The sequence below is a fragment of the Bacteroides sp. 1_1_30 genome, from assembly GCF_020982715.1.
Taxonomy (GTDB): Bacteria; Bacteroidota; Bacteroidia; order Bacteroidales; family Bacteroidaceae; genus Bacteroides; species Bacteroides xylanisolvens.
Genome location: NZ_JAJKHN010000074.1, coordinates 1 through 20,035, shown reverse-complemented (window position 1 = coordinate 20,035; position 20,035 = coordinate 1). Strand labels below are relative to the sequence as shown.

The window sequence follows — 20,035 nt, the reverse complement described above, 5'->3', positions numbered from 1 at the left end:
TGTTTTAATCTGTTTCGTTGTCTCACATTACCAACCCGGATTCTGAATCAATCCATACCCTTTGTTAATTTCCGTTTGCGGGAATGGAGAAAGATACCATTTGGAATCAAATCCGTATGTCCACCAACGACGAACCGGTTTAGATAATTCAAACCTTTCATATTCAAATCGAGTAGGTTGCAATGCTCCTTTGTTCTTATCTCCTTCATTCCATTTTGTATTACCTGTCATGCGATTACCGGCATCATCCAAACGATAGGCAAGTAATCCATGCAGACGTTTCTCGAAACGATCGGCACGTTTGTAACGGACAAGATCAAAGTAACGGCTATCTTCAAGCCCCAATTCCCGAACACGTTCACACAGCAATTCTTCCAATAAGGCAGCTTTGTCAGAAAGTAAATTCTTATCTGTAACACACTCCGCCAAATCTTTCTTCAATCCCACGCGGGCACGTACTATATTCATTTGGTTAATAGCCCCCCGGTGATCGTTCTTAGCTTGAAGCAAAGCCTCCGCATAAGTCAAATAAATATCAGACAAGCGAAGATAAACCCACTGCGTATACTGACGTTGGTACTCAGTTCCCAAATAATATTTCATATTTTTATAACCGGTCGCATAGTTACCAGATTCAAGTGCCGCATTTTGTCCTTCATCGTATCCTCCTACCCACAATTCATAAGGTAAACCGGACATCGTTCCGGCACTCCAGTCTAACATCTTCGGTAGTCCATTCACCATGCAATGCTCATACAGACGAGGGTCACGAGTTAATACGATTTCCGACAATAGTTGTTCTCCATTTTTAAATGTTCCGGTCAAGAACATTTCATCCAACTTACCTTCTGTTTCCGCCTTTTTCCAGTCAAACGGAGTGCCGTCGGCCCATGGGAACATCTCCACATATTCCTGTGTAGGCGGATATTCAGTACGGCAAAGTGACGGAACAGCCCAAGAATGCCACATATAAGAACTTGAGTTGAAAGCGTCCGACATATTCGTGCGAACAGAATGTAAGACTTCCTTGCTGTTCTGACGAATATACCCCATACGATATGCCTGACGATACTGTTCCGGTGTTTCTTCCGAAGCCTTATTCAGGCTATACCCGCCTTGACTCTCCAGCTCTTTAAAGAATGCTTCACAAGCCTTCAAACAGTTATCCCAAAGTTCCGCATGATAGCCGCCGTACCATACCAGACGTTGCTGTTCAGCCTCTGAGTTTCCTCCTGCATATCCGTTGACATCGTTAAACAACGGAGAAGCGGCAAATTGCCAGATTTTGCATTTCAATGCCATCGCACCAGCCTTTGTCCAGTGTCCGGCCTTGCTAGCAAGATCGGCATCAGCATAAGCCCACACCAACCCGCCGGAATTGATAGCATCATCCAACATCTTTATCATGTAGTTAACAGTCTCCTCTACCGTAGCACGGGGGATTTCATAACCTGACTCCGTACCGGTGAATGAAGCATATAACAATGGAAGACCTCCATAATGACGGAACATATCAAAATAGCGTGCTGCAATCAAGCATTTAGCTTCTGCCACCAACTGAGTTTTTTCAGCATTATCCATACCCGGCACTCTATCTATATTTTCCATTAACAACCAACACCAACGCACTACTTCCCATACCATTTCCCGTGTATATGGGAAAATATCCTCGTTTCTACCATAATTAGCATTGTGAATTCCCATATAATACTGTTTATACACACCAGCATCGCTAAAATAAAGTGACCAGCAATCTGTTAGTGCATCTTTCTTTCCTAAATAAGGGCTGGAAGAATCTGGAATATTACCATTACTGTCTGTATTATAAGGTAATCCATAATACTGCCTACTATAACAGGTATTCAAAAATTGGCGCGTATATTCAGCGCTATTGAATACTGTATCAATAGTTGCATTTCCGCCCGGTGCCTTATCTAGAAAAGAGTTTCCGAATTTAATTTCGTCCACACATGAAGTGGAAACCAGACTAATTACCGCTCCCATCATCGCACCGATAAACCATTTATTTTGTAATTTCATTGTATCTTTCCTTTATCAATTTTAGAATCCTAATTTCAAGCTCAACGTATAAGTCTTGGACAATGGATAAGAAGGTGCATTAGTAGCTCTTGCTTCCGGATCACCCCACAAATAAGGAGTTATAGTCCACAGATTATATCCCGCAAAGGCCAACTGACATGTATTCAGTCCAAGTTTCTTCATCAATGGGAAATGAAAATTGTATGCTACCTGAAGGGTCTTTAAGCGCAAATATTTTGCATCCTTCTCATACAAAGTAGAAGTAGCATAGTTGTTCGTTGAATTTTCAATGGTAGCCCTCGGATACTCCGAAGATTGTGACGGATTTTCCGGTGTCCATGTATGGTCTAAATGGTATGCCAACAATCCTCCCTGCTCACTATTGGAAGATGAATAAAACGGTTGACGAAATACATCCGAAATCATACGACTTACATTCCAGGCCCCTGTCCATTGAGTACTTATTTCCAGATTCTTCCAACTGAATCCTAAATTAATACCTAGCATATATTCAGGATCGTCTGTAAAGCCATAGTCATAACTTGCATCATTTGCATCAATCTTACGGTCACCATTCAAGTCTACATATACTGCATCTCCATTTTGAAGAATACTCTCGTGAGTGGGGAACGGACGATTAAATGTCTGCTCATATAGCGCAGGTGTATCCTCATCATAGAAGCGCCAGAAAACATATTGACTACGCGAACCAATACGGTGTCCCTTCTGATATTGATATAAATTATTCTGCGGGGCTTCCTTCTTTTCAAGAATCTCATTCTGATTATAAGAAAGGTTAATACCCGCCCAATAACGGAAATTATCGCCAATCTTATCGTTCCATTTTAAAGAAAGTTCCCAGCCCCAACTGTCTACACTTCCTAAATTTGAATAGGGAGTAATGAACCCTAACATTCCCGGAGCTGTACCATCACGCAAAAGGATGTCATTACGACGTTCTTTATAATATTCAAAGGTTGTTTTCAGACGGTCATCAAGGAAGTTAATATCAACACCATAGTTCCGTTTCAGAGCTTTTTCCCATGTCACAGCAGCATTATTCTTAGCTACCTCACGTGCCCCTAGACTAACAGTACCATTATCTGTACCGAATCCATATCCCCAAGCGTTAGTCGCTCCTCCACTTGCTGTTACACGATTCGCCAAATCACCTAAACCGACATTATATGGATCAGCCATATACATAAATCGCGATCCCCCAATATTATCGTTACCTACTAAACCGACACTGGCACGTAATTTCAAAAAGCTAACTACCGACTTCAAAGGACGGAAAAACTTCTCTTCACTCATCACCCAACCTATAGAACCAGCCGGGAAATAAGAAAAGCGCAAATCGGACGCAAAGTTTTCCGAACCGTTATAACCCACATTAAACTCTGCCATATAGCGACTCTTCCAATCATAAGTGACACGTCCGACTAATCCGACATATCCATGAGGAATGTCCGAATATACTTTCGGATAATATTCTTTCTGTTGATTATATAAGAATAAAGCTGTTACTGTATGATCACCAAAAGTACGATTATAATTAAAGCTAGCTTCCATATACCAATTACGCGCTTTACCTGTAGTATACGAATACTTCACATCCGTATTCTCTCCAAACTTACGATAAGCAATACTACCGTCATCCATCAATACAGGGGTGTATGTAGCTACAGACCCACCAGAACCGACTTTATTAACTGTAAATGAGCTGTTATAAGATCCCTTCACTTTAAAAGAAAGTCCCTTAGTCAAGAAGTCCATTTTTTGGTCTAAAATCACATCCACATTCAGCGAATTGTTACTGGTCTGGCTGAATCCATTTCCATAATATCCCATACCTGTACCTCCAGTAAATGGTAATTTCAGCCCGTCCGAATAAGTCTCATCGCTCGAATTTACTAATTTTCCGTCTATGATTCCCGGACTGGAGAAAGGAGTAGCATAATACATATTTTTAATCAATCCGGAAGATCCCTGACTCGTACGCGGTTGATCTGAATTATTCACATTACCACTAATATTGAATGACAAAGTAGTCGTTTTAGTGACATCCATATCCAAGTTTGTACGATAGTTAAACCGACGGTACTGATAGCTTAAATTATAAGGAAGATCAAACTCACTAAAAAGTCCTCCTTGCGTATAAGCACCTGCAGAGATGAAATAACGTACTTTATCTGTTCCTCCCGAGATGTTCAGATTATGCTGGCTCTGAAGCGTAGAGCTTTTCATAATATAGTCAGCCCATTGTATATTTGGGAAACGAATAGGATCGGAACCATCTGCAAATTTTTGAATCACTCCATCACTAAATAAGGCAGATTTGCCATCACCGGACATCATTTGATTATGAAAACGGGCATAGTCATAGGAACTTGCCTGTTCTACCATTTTTGTAGGCATCAATACAGAAGCAGAAGTAGTAAACGAAATTTTCGCCTTTCCTTCCTTTCCTCGTTTAGTTGTAATCAAAATGACCCCGTTTGCTCCACGAATACCAAATACGGCTGTTGCCGAAGCATCTTTCAAGATAGAAATGGATTCAATTTCATTCGGGTCGATATCACTCATACTTTCACGATCCACACCGTCTACCTGAATTAACGGTGAAGAATTTTCCCAAGTAGCTTTACCACGAATAAAAATTTCAGCGGCATCCGCTCCCGGCTCACCGGAATATTGTACGGTAGTCAAACCTGTCATCTGCCCTCCTAATACATTGGAAACCGAACCTACAGATACACGGGTCAATTCTTCTCCCTTCACACTGGCGATAGCTCCTGTCATAGTCACTTTCTTCTGCGTGCCATAAGCTACAATCTCCACCTCTTCAAGAGCAGTCACATCCTCTACCAGGATGATTTTCATATCATTTTTTGCTACAACTGTTTTATCAGTATAACCTATAAAAGATACTTTCAGTTTAGTACCGGGACGTACATTTATTCTAAATACACCGTCAATGTCGGTAATTGTACCGTTAGATGTTCCTTCCGCAAGTACACTTGCTCCAATTATCGGTTCGCCTTGGCTATCTACTACTGTTCCTTTTATAGTACTTTGCTGCTGTACAACTTCGATGGCTGCCGAAGCTGTTTGCAATCCCCATGCAGGTGCAAAAGTTGCTATAGTGAAAAACAGAGCGACAGGTAAGGTTGTCCCCTTTATAAAGTTTTTCTTATTCATATATGTATATGTTCATGATATAAGTATAGTTGACGGACTTTATATACCGTCATGTTTATTTTAGAATGCGAGCATCATACGGAAATAGCCGGCGCATGAAGCACGTTCACAAGTGACGTGAAAGCTTCCATTTCCCATGCTATGTGTCCATTGATTGACTGCAGAACGCTGTGTACTACTCCAATAGTGCCCAGCAGCCTTGTTATTTACAGGTAGATCAGAAGTAACCATCTTATCACCATTTACTTTCTGAAGACTACTATTAATACCACTCATATTCTTGGCAACCTGATCCCAGCACATCACAGAAGGTAGATACCAAGGAGTTACACCAGAAGGAACGGCTTCTGCTTTACGATAAGCCATGATATAGTCATAAACATAATCACAAGTAGATGTACTACCCATTCCTTCGTAACACATAGTAAGTATTTTTGTGTTATTATACCCCATCAATGCGGGAAAAACCTTTGATGCATCATTTTTGTTAACATCCCTCTCGGTGTTACAACCTACAAACTTATCCTTCCAATCTTCATCTGAATTAAACCAATCTGAGTAATAACCAGCCTTACTAGAATGAAACATTTGCAAGGCAATATCGTTTTGTTCATCATCTTTTACCAATGAGTTCTTTGTAGATAATACTATCCCATGCGTACAAGCGGGGAAGTCACGACGCAAAGCATCAATCTCTGCAGAATAAAGTTCGGGATGTGTTACACTGGGCTGTGAATTACCCACATAACAAACAATACCAATCACATTCTCCGGCACCGCCTCCGCATCTACAGAAACTATTTTTCCGTCCGCACAAAAATAATCCCCTACCTGCAAAGTATGGTTAATCTTACTCTTATCTTCGATGGTATACATCTTCGCTGTTCCTCCTTCCAAGGTACCTTTAGCTTCATATTCCATTTCACTTACCCCTGTATAAGTACCCTTTATGGAGAATTCCTTATTCGGGTTAACCAAAAAGCGGTATGTATCCGTACTTTCCTGATAATAAGGAGTTGCTTGAGTATTGTTCACTGTAAACGAACCGGCAGCCAAAGGTAACAGATAATCATCTATACCGCCATTTGTAAAGCTATAGGTCAAATTAGGCATCTTTACTACCGCAAGAGCCATCCGATGTTGCATAGTAAAAGCGATCTGCCCTTTCAAACGATCCCCCTGAACACTACCCGTACTGGTCATCAAATCATATTGTGTATAATTTCCTTCATTTTGTTCACTGCCTATTTTCCAATTGTTGACGTATGTTTCAAAAGGATCCACCTTCGTCGGATCAAAAGTCACATTCGCATTATACGGATAGTATGCATAAAAAGTCATCCGCTGAAATTGTGAACCTTTGTATTCAATAGGATCCCCTCCATCAGTCAATTCCCAATAGCCATCTGTCAGTGTGAATTTCCGATTCTTGATATCCTCTACCACCGTTTCTCCTCTTACCGCAAATATACCGATAGCATCTCCGTTAGAAAATCGGGTAGTATATCCATTCTCTGTAGCACGTGTCTTACCACTTTCGTCCATAAATCCTTCATCAGACACACTAATCTGAAATCCCTGCAAAGAATCCGGGGTTTCTCCGGTCAGTTCTTCATTTTGCGAGCAAGACGCAACTACGGCTGCGCCAGCCAGAAAAAGCATTGATATATAATTATATATTTTCATAAATCTCATGTTTATATTTTTAGCATTTTTATCTATATTAGATTGGTAAACAGATCACTTCACAACAGGCTGTGGAGTTACGGTTTCTTCTGTAATATTCCAACTAGGATTGGTTATCTCTGTTCCAGTTTCAGCTATACTCGGGTCGGATGTTATAGGATCGTGGTTTTCATCCTCCCATCCTATTATTTGCGTTTGTTCTGTAATCGTCAACACATAATTATTGTCCTCGTATTTATTTGTCTTGATGATGTAATTATAAGAAAATCCTGATTTCAGTTCTGTCAAGTTAGCAAACTCGGCTTCATAAAGATAACCGTTCATTCTAGCTTGGATAGTTACTTTGCCTTGCACCTTCTGTGGCAGTAAAATAGCTTGTACTGTATAATTATCCTGCTCTCCTATTTTATCCCAATATATATCATCTTCGTCCGTAACAGGGTCTTCACTGACTGTTGTCTCCCCTGTTTTAGGATTAAATGTACCATTATTCTTAAGCCCAATAAGATAGCAAGTTATATCTGCTAAGTCCACACCTTCGCCAGCTTGAAACTCCAATCTAATACGACTCATCACATGATTGAATGCTAATGTCACGTTCGGGGTTTGTGATGTAGCCTTCCCTTTGGCAAAAAGAAAATCTATCTTCGCACGTTCTTCTGCTGTAGCTTGATTGTCACTGGCTGTAGTCACTTCCAATACAGGTTGTTCTTCACCTGATGTACCAGAAAATGGAGCGTATGCCACTACATCATACTCTCCGGAACCTAATACCCAAATCTCTTCTGCATTTCCTCCTTTTGCTGCAAAAAGACCATTGCCCTTGTATTTGTAATGAATATTCACTTGTTCCGTACCACAAGTGATTCCTACCGAGTCTTCTGCCTCCCAGTTTGTTTCCGTAGCTCTTGTAACAAGATTGCTAGCCTCATGATTGTTTATTACTGCACTAAAAGAAACTTTCGCTCCCGTATCACCGGTAAACTGAATATCAGTTTCTTTAATATCGTTGCTACATCCTGCTAAAAGTAGTAAGGCAACAGCAGTTGTGACATAGTTTTTTTTCATACCATGTTTTTTAAAGTTAAACATATTTTTGTTGATTAGTAAAATCGTCGTAAAGTAAAAAAGACAATGGCTGCATTCTTTTCCAACCAGCAATTGAAATAAATGAAGCATTTTTTTTGTTGTTTTCCATATCTATTAGGTACATCTGTTAAGTTAAACAAAAGTTAGATTCTCTTTTTAGCATAACCACCTGTGAATCAAACGACTACATATAGACAGCAATCAATTGAGGATAGGATTTGAACAATTAGTACCATTAATATCTTTTTTGCCTATTATGAGTTATCCGGCATGCGAATCTTTCTTCGTTCCACTATAGTTATCTTTGCGTTTGACTATAGTTATCCGCAAGGGTAACTATAGTGTACTTTGCGGATAACTATAGTGGAACGAAAAAAAGATAGCGATCGGAATGAAATCGATTAGTAAAAGAAGGAAATAAAAATAGCAGTGAAAAACTATCTATACTATAGCAATTGGTCAAGTACGGCACGGAACACCTTATCGGCATGTTCTTGCATAATCTTAATATAATTAAAGATAGGACGGTTATTTTTCATACTGTGTCCGATACAGTATTCTATTTTTTCAATTTGAATGCCTAAATCATATCCGTGTTGTGCAAATGTCTTTCGGGCGGAATAGTAAGTAACCTTTTTCTTTACCCCTGAAAGTTCTGTTACCTTATTTATATGTCGGAAGACTAAACTATATATTTGTTTATAAGATGAATATTTACCAAATTGCAAATGCCCATTTCTCGACATATATTTATCTATAAGCACTTTTGCTTCAGGCTGCAAAGTAAATACAATTTCATTTTCTCCCTTCTTGCTATTGCGTGTTTTGTGACGCACATAACGCATATCGTTCTTATTTTTAAAATCATATGCTAATAAATCTCTCAGGTTGATACCGCCTAAATAATAGGTAAGCATAAAAATATCTCTCACCATGGATAAAGAAGACTTTAAAAGCCGGACATCACGTATTCTCTTCAGTTCATCTATTGACAAATCAAGTTCCCGCACATTACTTGTCGGCATCTTAAAGAGGACAAAAGGATGAATGGAGTAAGATACATAATTCATCTTACCGGCATAATTTACTATCACCTTTATTAAAGTCAGATATATTCTGATAGTTGTATCTGCCAGATTCTCCTCGTGAAGAACTTTGGCAAATCCTTGGATATGTATAGGTGTCAATTGAATTAAAGGAAAATCCCCTTTCATATATTTGACTAATCTTTCGGAAGCTATCTTATAAAGTTTATAAGATTTCTCCCGCTCTTCTCCTTTCATGAAATTCATGTATTCTTTTGCAACAGCTTGAAAGGTTATACCTTTTTTCTTTTGTTCATAAGTAATTATACGTATAAGTTCGGTACATGAAATTGCTGGTAAATAGCTGATCGATGTAACAATTTCTTCATACTCATTGATTAGTTTCCGAAGACAGGCATTCATATTCGCTGCATTCTCATGCCTTACTACTCGACCATTTTTTAGTTGATTGGCAGAATCCAAAGTAAATTGGGTAGATATATATCTGGTTTGAGAATGATGTGCTACGGCTATCCTTATTCGATGTCTGCCATTTGATAATTTTTTAGTTGGAACAACTACAATTGAAAAATTCGCCATATCATTTTTAGGTTTATAAATTACTATTTTCCATACAATAAAATAGAAACAAAAAGGTTCATAGTCATTAGGTACTAATCGAAAATCGCTCCTACAGCATGGAATATCGTGCAAAAGACGGTATTTTCCATGCATTTGTACGATTCTGCATTGCTATATCTTGATTAAGTCGTTATGTTTGCAACACTTTTTCACAGGTAGAGTGTGAAAAATTACTTTTAAAAAGAGAATCTAACTTTTGTTTAACTTTATAATAAATATGCTATGTAAATATAGAAATATCACACAATATATTATACTACTAAACCTCTATAAAGTACTACGTTACAGGAATATCCATATAAAAAGAAACAAAGAGTCTTCATTAGAGGATAAAAAGATAAATCAACAATAAAGGATCTATAAACCAATATTTATAACTTAATAATTAAAGTATGAAAAGCAACAAAAAAGGTAATCACCTGTATGCCTATAAGGATACTATCCGACGGCTATTTCTTCTCACTTTGTTCTCCTTTTTAATAGTAGAATCCTATGCCCAAAACAAAACGATTTCGGGTACGGTTACAGATTTTACCGGAGAACCGGTTATTGGTGCCAGTGTGTTGGTTAATGGTACTACTAATGGTACAATTACTGATTTAAATGGCAAGTTTTCTCTTTCCAATGTACCAACCAAAGGTACAATCACTATCACTTATATAGGATACAAAAAGCAAGAAGTATCCGTAGCAGGAAATACTAACTTCAAGATAACTCTTCAAGAAGATACTGAAACGCTGGATGAAGTAGTAGTTGTGGGCTACGGTGTACAGAAGAAAAGCGATGTAACTGGCGCTATGGCCCGCGTAGGAGAAAAAGAATTAAAAGCAATGCCTGTAAGAAATGCATTGGAAGGAATGCAGGGCAAAACAGCAGGTGTGGATATTACATCTAGCCAACGTCCCGGAGAAGTCGGTAACATTAACATTCGTGGGCAACGCTCTATTAATGCAGAACAAGGACCACTGTATGTCGTAGATGGTATGGTAATTCAAAATGGAGGTATTGAAAACATCAATCCTTCCGACATTGAAGCTATTGACATTTTGAAAGATGCTTCGGCCACAGCCATTTATGGTTCACGTGGTGCCAATGGTGTAATTCTCGTAACTACCAAGAAAGGCAAAGAGGGAAAAGTAACCCTGAACTATTCAGGTACTGTTACTTTTGAAACATTACATGATGTCACAGAAATGATGTCTGCCACAGAATGGCTGGATTATGCTCGCCTAGCCAAATACAATGCGGGTTCTTACGCTTCGGCCACTCCAACTTTTGAAGCAGATAAAGCAGCATTCGGCAGTGTAAGCGCTTCGTGGAAGAATATCGAGCAAGCATGGTCAAATGGCAATTATGATCCCTCAAAGGTCGGCTCCTACGACTGGGCATCTCACGGCAAACAGACGGGTATCACCCACGAACATACCTTAAGTGCCTCCGGAGGTTCGGACAAATTCCAAGGTTATGCTTCATTCGGCTATCTAGATCAAAAAGGAACACAACCAGGACAAGCCTATGAACGTTATACATTAAAGACATCATTTGACGTAACTCCTGTTGATTGGTTCAAAATGGGTTCTTCAATTAACGCATCATATTCTACTCAAGACTATGGATATAGTTTCTCTAAATCCGTAACTGGTTCCGGTGACTTCTATAGTGCATTAAGAAGCATGATCCCATGGACTGTGCCTTACGATGAAAATGGGGAATATGTCCGTTATCCAAGCGGTGACGTAAATATCATCAACCCCATCCGGGAATTAGACTATAATACCAATCAACGCCGTACTTTCCGTGCTTCTGCCAGCATGTACTCACAAATTGATTTCGGAAAAATTTGGAAACCACTGGAAGGTTTATCCTATCGTCTTCAGTTTGGTCCCGAATTTCAATTTTACACTCTAGGAGTTGCTAACGCTGCTGATGGCATCAATGGAGATGGTAACAACGGTGCACAATATAAGAACGAACAAAAGCGTGCATGGACATTGGATAACCTGATCTATTACAATAAAACTCTAGGTCAGCATAATCTAGGAATGACATTGATGCAATCCGCTTCTGCCTATCATTACGAGATGGGAGATATGAGAGCCACCAATGTAGCCTCGTCGGATGAGCTTTGGTATAATATGGGATCTGCCGGTACATTGAATTCCTTTGGTACTGGACTAACCGAAACTCAGATGGCATCTTATATGGTTCGACTGAACTATGGTTACAAAGATAAATACTTGTTAACGGCATCTATGCGTTGGGATGGTGCCTCTCAATTAGCCGAAGGGCACAAATGGGCAAGTTTTCCTTCTGCAGCTATTGCATGGAGAATGGATCAAGAAGATTTCATGAAAGACATCAGTTGGTTGAATCAGTTGAAACTTCGTGTAGGTATGGGTGTCACAGGCAATGCAGCTATCAAAGCATACGCAACCAAAGGTGCCATCACCGGTTTATACTATAACTGGGGACAAAGTGATTCATCTTTAGGTTATGTACCTTCCGATCCTTCACAAAAAGAGCCTGCTAAAATGGCTAATCCAACCTTAGGCTGGGAACGAACTACACAATACAATGTCGGTATTGACTATGGCTTCTTTAATAACCGACTCACCGGTAGTATTGATGCATACAAAACAAAAACCAATGACTTATTATTAGAAATGTCAATCCCTTCATTAACGGGTTATGTTTCTACGTATGCCAATGTGGGTAAAACATCCGGATATGGTATTGATTTGCAAGTAAATGCAATACCAGTACAAACCAAAGATTTTACCTGGAGCACTACTTTAACATGGTCTATGGATAGAAACCGAATTGACGAATTATCTAACGGCAGAACTGAAGATGTGAATAACAAATGGTTTGTCGGTGAAGAAATCGGTGTTTATTACGACTGGGTATATGATGGAATATGGAAAACGGAAGAAGCTGAAGAAGCTGCTAAATACGGACGTAAGCCAGGACAAATCAAAGTAAAAGATTTAAATAATGATGGTGCAATAGATGCTAACGATGACAAGCAAATTGTAGGGCATACACGTCCACGCTGGACAGGTGGATGGAGCAACACTTTCAGCTATAAGAATTTTGAGCTTTCCTTCTTTATTCTGTCACGCTGGGGATTCACAGTCCCGCAAGGAGCTGTAACGCTCGACGGTCGCTATATGCAACGTAAAGTAGACTATTGGGTGGCTGGTACAAATGAAAATGCAAAATACTATTCACCCGGCTCCAACGGCGAAGGAGCCGATGCTTTCAACAGTGCAATGAACTATCAAGATGGATCGTACATTAAAGTACGTAATATTTCATTGGGCTATAATTTTACCCCGCAACAATTAAAGAAGTTGGGTATCAATAATCTGAAGCTATATGTTCAAGCCATGAACCCATTCAATATCTATAAGGCATGTGACTTTTTAGATACAGACTTGGTAAACTATGACAATAATACCAAGACATTTGGTTCACCTACCACTTTGAAGAGTTTTGTAATAGGTGTCAACATCGGATTCTAATCAACAAATTAAAGTAAAGACATTATGAAATTAAATAGAATATTATTTGCTGCTTTAATAGCCAGCGTAACAGGAAGCTCGATCACATCGTGCAGTGAGTCTTTCCTTGATGAAAATCTTACGACTCAATATAGTACAGACCGTTTTAAAACCCAGGAAGGTCTTGATGAATTGGTAACTGGCGCCTATCAGAAACTTAAATTTAAATTCAATTATATATGGGGGATCCAATGTTACAATATGGGAGTGGACGAGTTTACCGATGCTAACAATGTAATTCCTGCATGGAATCACTATAGCCAGGATTTAAACTCATCTGAAAATGGTGCCAACCAACCCATCTGGGATAATTACTACGGACTAGTTGAACCCGCAAACATATTGATTCAGAACCTACCTCAATATTATAATCAGAGTTCACCTACATACAACACCCGTTTAGGAGAAGCACATTTCCTTAGAGCTTATGCTTATTTTGAATTAGTAAAACAATTTGGTGGCGTACCTTTGAAATTAGCTCCGTCTACAAGTGCCGAAACATATTTCACACGGAATTCTGCTGAAGAAATATACATACAGGTTATATCTGATTTTGGAGAAGCCTACAGACTACTTCCCAATAAAGGTGAATCAATCGGACGGATTAACAAATATGCTGCCGCACATTTCCTTGCAAAAGCACATTTATTCCGTGCATCTGAATTGTACAGCGATTGGAATAGTAATTATGTAGCATCCGACCTCGATGCTGTTATTCAATATGGTTCGGAAGTTGTAGATGCACATCCGTTGTGTAGTGATTATGTAGAACTTTGGGACTATGAACAGCCAAACGGAGCCAATGAAAAAGTAAGCGAAGTGATTCTAGCGGCTCAATTCTCTAATGATGAATCAACATGGGGACGCTATGGAAATCAGATGCATCTTTATTATCCGGCCGTATATCAAGGCAATGATATAGGTGGATGTAAACGTGACATCTCAGGAGGACGTGAATTCTCATACGTAAGTGCTACAGAGTATACCATGCAGGTATTTGACCGTGTCAATGACTCTCGTTTCTGGAAATCATTCATCACCTGTTATGGAGCCAACGAAACCAAAAGCGCTCCTACCTGGACAGCAGAAGATATGCCATACGCTCCGGCAGGTGTAAAAGAAGGTGACAAACGTTTTAGTGGAGGTGAACTCGGTATGAAATACATCGTTAATGACCCGGGAGACAACCGCTATGAGAAATATCCCAATGCTCCGGCATATACTGTTTTGAAAGATGGAAAAATGTGTAACACGTATACATATGTACGCTATTTCAAAGGGCAGGAACACAGTTGGAATGTAAATGAAAAAACAGGTAATTATTACGATATCATACCACACAAGCGTTCGGTAGCTTTATCTAAGTTCCGTGATGGTTACCGTGTTTCTATTGCGTCTCAATTCGGTACTCGTGATGCTATTATCGCCCGTTCGGCAGATGATGTACTAATGGTTGCTGAGGCATATATTCGTAAGGGGGAAGCCAACTATGACAAAGCTATCGAGTGGATGAATAAATTACGTGAACGTGCCGGTTATAAAGCAGGCGAGGATCGTAGTAAGAATGTAGATGGCGGACAAGCCTATAAGAACAATCCTTATTGTTCGGGAAAGGGGGGCGGTCATTCTTCTGAAGGTGCTATTTACTGGGAAGAGAATACTTATTACGAGTCAAACAATATAGAACAGGAAACCACTGCTTCTACCAAAACAACAATGAAATTAAATAGTGTATCAGATGTATATAATTCTACAGTAGATGTCCCTATTTACAACGAACTGGGCTGCACATCCAATGCTGACAAAATGATGTGCTTCCTGTTGAATGAACGTACAAGAGAACTTTGTGGCGAATTGCAACGCTGGGAAGATCTGGCACGTACCAAGACGTTAGACGCCCGTTGGCATAAATTCAACGATGGTGCCAGCAGAGGTCTTGGCGAATTCAAATCGGAGAAACATTACTATCGTCCGATCCCCCAAGCCTTCTTGGACGGCATCACCAATTCAAATGGTTCTGCATTAAGCAATGAGGAAAAGAAAGCAATGCAAAACCCGGGATATTAAGATAAACAACTAATCCTATTGCCACTTGTCACTCTTTGAAATAGAATTTCTAACCAAAGAAGAACAAGTGGCAATATTTTTTAATGCTCCTTTCACTTCGTCTTCTTCACCATGAACTCTTTAATCTGTTCACTAATCTGCTCCATTCCCTTTATTGAAGGATGCCCACTCTTTTTGTCAATGTCATGCAATTCTATGCAATCAATATTATAATGCCTGCAGATAGTTCTGACTGATTCATTAAACTCTTCCTTTAAACCGGAATTCAATAGAAAATAGATCTCAACATTAGGATAGCGATCAATCATGTGATCGAGCATATAAGCCATAGCCGGACGAAATTTATACAAATCATCTTTAGTCCATCCCACATACTGATACTCCCCAAGCGGAGAACCAGCCCAACAATCATTAGTCGCACCAAAAATAAAAATCACATCTGGGCAACCCAGTTGATCCATACGGGTTATAAAAGAACGATCCGAGTAATCTTCATTGCGATAACCCGTATTACAAATCGTTGCACCCGAAAATGAATTATTGACACAAAGGCGGTAATTATTCTCTTTAATGAATTTATGCCACCACGTCTGTTTTACTGAAGTCACATCTGTTTGTTGTCGTGGAGAGACATAATACCAAATACTATTCGTATCTGGTTGTAGATATCCTTCAAACGTTGAATACGAGTCGCCTAAAATAGAAATAGATTTCAGGCTTTGGGCAAAACTTATACTGCTACATAAAATAGTAAGTAGCAGCAAAAAACAGGATTTCTTCATACTAGAATAAAGTTTTCAATTTTGCCGCTAATATACTACATTATGCTAATATGACAGTGCGATTTTTTCTGCCAATTTCAGAAAATGATTATTTTACCTCCCTTTCATAGGTCACATTCTTCTCTACTACATTCTCCACATTATTCACTTTCTTCACGAACTTCTTCACTTCCCCTACCTTCACATTCTTGATTGTTACATTCTTCACCGGAAGTTTTGCATCTCCTTTCAATTCGTAAATAGCATCTGCTGACTCACAAGTGACTTTATCCATATAAATGCCATCAATACGGGTAATCCGTTCTTCATAAGTAGGTACCAAATCTTTCCATTGATAAAGCACTTCGGTATCTATTTCAAGTACACGTTGAGCCATTCCTGCCTGTACATTCTTCATATAAACGTTTTCTATAAACCCACCTCTACGATGATTGGTTTTTACGAAAAAAAGACGCATTACTGAATTCGGAGCTGTGCAATCATGCATATAAATATTCCGTATTCCTCCGGAAATTTCACTTCCAATACCAAGCAAAGTATGTCCTTTAAGAATCTGGCAATTACGGATAACAATATTTTCGCAAGGAGTATTCAATCGCCAGGCATCTTGATTACGTCCGGCTTTAATCACTACTGCATCATCACCTTGATCGAAAGAACAATCTTCTACCAGAAAATTACGGCTCATTTCGAAATCAATACCGTCATTATTATGTCCATGTGCTTTTACATCCAGATTACGTACCAGTCCTCCGTCACACATATAAAGATGAATGGTCCAGAACGGACTTTCACGAATCTTAAACCCATCCAATAAAACATTCTTGCAGCGATTGAAATGAATCAAGTGCGGACGAAGGTGGTTCTCTCCTACCGCCATTTGACGTTCAATAACAGGAACATCGGTCGAAGCTTTCGTATATAACTCTTTCAATGCCTCCAAATGAGGTTGAGGACGTTTGAACCATACTTTCCAAGTATCCATCTTCGGCTGAAGAGTCCCTTTACCTGTAATTGCCACATTCTCACATTCAAAAGCATAGAGTAATGGAGAATAATTATAACATTCCAAACCTTCCCATGAAGTCATCACTGCCGGAAGATAATCAGAAGGATTATCCGTAAAATTCAGAATTGCATTCTCCTCCAAATAAAGATTTACATTACTTTTAAAATGAATTGGCCCAGTTAACCATATACCTGCCGGAACAACAACACGTCCGCCACCTGATTTATGACACGCTTCAATAGCGGCAGCAATTGCTTTTGTATTGTTTACTTCACCTCCGTTTTTTGCTCCGTAATCTGTTATCAAAAAGTCTTTGTCCGGATAGATAAATACTTTAATAGGTTGCATAGGGAAAGGAGCTTTCACCTTTACCATTTTATAATTATCAGCGGCAAAAGTAAAGGAAGCTGTCAATAAGCAAAGGCAGACAACTACCATCGGTTTCAGTAAGTAAGTCTTCATTACAATATCATATTTTTAATTCTTCAAACACATCAAAGATAAGAATATTAATTTATAGCCGGTCACATTGAAAACACCAATACACCCGCTGTAGGAATATTTGTAGTTCCAATCAATGCTTTGGCTCCTTTCGGCAAGTTGAAGGCATAGGGCTGGTCTGAATAGTTCAAAACAATTCCCAAGCCATTCCGGTATTCCATTGTCACGCCATAAGGCAAATCCATTACCGGGATATTCAGCTGTGCATATAGTTTTTTCAATATATCTTTTTCCAATGCTCCGTTGTGGCTGTCCACTCCGACATAAGTAATCGTTCCTTTTCCCAATTTACGGAAAGTCACAGCGGGGCTTCCTTCGTAAAATTCATTGGTATATGTCGCCCATACTTGTGCATCTGCCGGAGGATTCAGAATCTCTCCCCATGTATTCCAGGCATACTCTTTTCCGTTCATAACAACAGTACCGGGATCTTCGGGAAGAAGCAAATCATAAAAGTTCATTTCATTTCCGGTCAGCGGAGTAATCATAGAGCCAAAAGGAGCCTCCGGGAGACGACCATAACGATCCTTCTGTGCCGTACGACAAGTCAGAATGAGGTTTCCGCCATTCTTCACATAAGAAATCCATTTGTCCACCAGTTCTTTATCAGCTAATTGATAAGCCGGCGCAATGACGACCGGATAATCAGATAAGTTCTTGGCTTCTGATATAAAATCGACGGGGGCTCCGAATGATTTTAAGGTACGGTAATACTTTTCAATATGCGCAAAAGTATCCCAAGTCCGGTTTTGCTTCTGTCGCTCAATGCTCCAAGAGTTTTCAGGATTGAAAAGAATAGCTGTACGACGTGCCAGGTAATCAGCAGGCTTCGCCTCACGGGGAGCATAATGCTTACGAAGTTCACGAATCTCTTTTATAAAAGTTTCATACTCTTTTCCACCGGGGGTAACAGTCACTCCGTCTGTTCCTACTATTCCATAATGATACTGTTCTGTACCATAGAGCGGTTGGCGATAGCGGTAGGTACAAATAAAATCACTTCCACCGGCAAATACACTCCACATCCATAGACGGACAGCTCCCGGAAGAGGCTGGGGATTGATACTGCCCCAGTTCACTTGTCCCGGTTGCAGTTCCATTACACCATACGTTCCCTGTATCGGACGGAAAAAATCATTCGCCCAAGCAATACGCAATGGATTACCTACACGATAGCCCCGACGACCGATTCCCTCATTATCTCCATATACCATGTAACGGGTATAGCATTGGAAATCCAACGCAGGACTACCACCAATATGTCCTTCATCATAGTTCGGTATATAATTGGTTGTTACCCATTGGTTCTTTGCATATTTCTTGATTAACAAGCATTGCTCATTCAGAAAATCATTGGTTTGCATTGCTGCAAAACGACGGTAATCCAAAATCTGATGATGATTCATAAACATCTGTACACGCTTGGGAAGCGTTATTTCATCAAAAGAAGAATAAGCCTCACTCCAAAAAGCAGTTCCCCAGGCATTATTTAAAAGTTGAATGTCATTATTGTATTTGGCACGAAGAAAATCACGGAAGGCAAGTTCCGCTTTCGGATTATAGTCAAACTGTACGGCAGGCTCGTTATCAAGTTGCCATCCGATAACACGAGGATCGTTACCATAGTGCTGCGCCAGTTTTTCAATCATCTTATAAGATAACTCTCTGTAAAGAGGAGAAGCAAATGAAGCATGCTGACGGGCACCGTGGTCAAGTACCGTTCCATCTTCATTCTTCAACAGAATTTCAGGATATTTCCGGCTCATCCATACAGGAGGAGTGGCAGTAGACGTACACATTATAACTTTTAAATCATATTTGGCAGCTAAAGCTACCGCTCTGTCAAGCCAGGCAAAATCATAACGCCCTTCTTCCGGCTCCAACTGCGCCCAGGCAAACTCGGCAAAATGAGTAAATTCAAATCCCAAGTCATGCATTTTCTTGAAGTCACGTTCCCACTGGCTTTCATCCCAGTGTTCAGGATAATAGTAGACGCCTGTCAGTGTCAGATCTTTGTCATTAAACCAAGAAGAGGGTTGTGCTGTAGTTGAAAGAGTCAGCAGGCAGGCGGCACAAAAAGTTGCCAGCATTTTACTTTTTATCATATACTTCATAAATTCAATTGATTATTAATGTTAGCTATTCTTTATCATTCGTTTTATAAATGGGAATTTACCGGCGTAGCGCCCCAACAAGGTTTCCATTCGGCATGTTATCGTTTTAGACATACCCTAAAGGGGGGAACTGTATCTCTTTCAGGGAATACCGAATGGAAACCTTGCTCCGGCGCTACGCCGGTAATGAGAATTTATCGGTTAGGCTGAAAGCCTTACAATTATATATTTATTGGGGCGCCCTGAAAGGGCTTAATTATATAGCGTAGGGCAACGCCCTACGAAAAAAACACACCAGCCACAAGCCCTGAAAGGG

Annotated in this window: 10 protein-coding genes; 2 read left to right on the top strand and 8 right to left on the bottom strand. The window is 39.7% G+C overall.

Translation table 11 applies throughout. From position 1 onward, the window contains the following. Positions 1-27 precede the first annotated feature (27 nt). The 5 genes from LPH68_RS19565 to LPH68_RS19545 all read right to left on the bottom strand — a co-directional run bounded on the left by LPH68_RS19565 (position 28) and on the right by LPH68_RS19545 (position 9,641). On the bottom strand, positions 28-2,040 hold the full coding sequence (locus LPH68_RS19565; RefSeq protein ID WP_151923798.1) for a RagB/SusD family nutrient uptake outer membrane protein: 2,013 nt from the start codon (positions 2,038-2,040) through the stop codon (positions 28-30). Positions 2,041-2,061: 21 nt separating this feature from the next. Continuing rightward, positions 2,062-5,241: a TonB-dependent receptor gene (locus tag LPH68_RS19560; protein ID WP_151923799.1), complete on the bottom strand. Its 3,180-nt coding sequence runs from the start codon at positions 5,239-5,241 to the stop codon at positions 2,062-2,064. Positions 5,242-5,301: 60 nt separating this feature from the next. Further along, positions 5,302-6,927 carry a fimbrillin family protein gene (locus LPH68_RS19555; RefSeq protein ID WP_004312581.1) on the bottom strand — a complete coding sequence of 542 codons (1,626 nt, stop codon included), beginning with the start codon at positions 6,925-6,927 and terminating at the stop codon, positions 5,302-5,304. 54 nt (positions 6,928-6,981) lie between these two features. Further along, positions 6,982-7,995 carry a fimbrillin family protein gene (locus tag LPH68_RS19550; RefSeq protein WP_192923126.1) on the bottom strand — a complete coding sequence of 338 codons (1,014 nt, stop codon included), beginning with the start codon at positions 7,993-7,995 and terminating at the stop codon, positions 6,982-6,984. Between the two features lie 467 nt (positions 7,996-8,462). After that, positions 8,463-9,641 carry a phage integrase SAM-like domain-containing protein gene (locus LPH68_RS19545; protein WP_008646122.1) on the bottom strand — a complete coding sequence of 393 codons (1,179 nt, stop codon included), beginning with the start codon at positions 9,639-9,641 and terminating at the stop codon, positions 8,463-8,465. A 434-nt stretch (positions 9,642-10,075) separates the two neighbouring features. Between LPH68_RS19545 and LPH68_RS19540 the strand changes: the two genes are divergently transcribed. Together LPH68_RS19540 and LPH68_RS19535 are read left to right on the top strand one after the other, a co-directional pair. Next, on the top strand, positions 10,076-13,207 hold the full coding sequence (locus tag LPH68_RS19540; RefSeq protein WP_141408906.1) for a TonB-dependent receptor: 3,132 nt from the start codon (positions 10,076-10,078) through the stop codon (positions 13,205-13,207). A 24-nt stretch (positions 13,208-13,231) separates the two neighbouring features. After that, complete coding sequence (locus LPH68_RS19535; protein WP_008642204.1) at positions 13,232-15,313, top strand: RagB/SusD family nutrient uptake outer membrane protein; 2,082 nt, start codon at positions 13,232-13,234, stop codon at positions 15,311-15,313. Positions 15,314-15,405: 92 nt separating this feature from the next. On the opposite strand, the gene LPH68_RS19530 is transcribed toward LPH68_RS19535, so the two are convergent. The 3 genes from LPH68_RS19530 to LPH68_RS19520 form a co-directional block, all read right to left on the bottom strand. Next, the gene (locus LPH68_RS19530) at positions 15,406-16,095 is read right to left on the bottom strand and encodes an SGNH/GDSL hydrolase family protein (protein ID WP_151921200.1); all 690 of its coding nucleotides are present in this window, start codon (positions 16,093-16,095) and stop codon (positions 15,406-15,408) included. 88 nt (positions 16,096-16,183) lie between these two features. Continuing rightward, a complete protein-coding gene (locus tag LPH68_RS19525) occupies positions 16,184-17,566 on the bottom strand; it encodes a glycoside hydrolase family 28 protein (RefSeq protein ID WP_083444165.1) in 1,383 nt (460 codons plus the stop codon). Positions 17,567-17,628: 62 nt separating this feature from the next. Beyond that, positions 17,629-19,719: a beta-galactosidase gene (locus LPH68_RS19520; RefSeq protein ID WP_151923801.1), complete on the bottom strand. Its 2,091-nt coding sequence runs from the start codon at positions 19,717-19,719 to the stop codon at positions 17,629-17,631. Positions 19,720-20,035 lie beyond the last annotated feature (316 nt).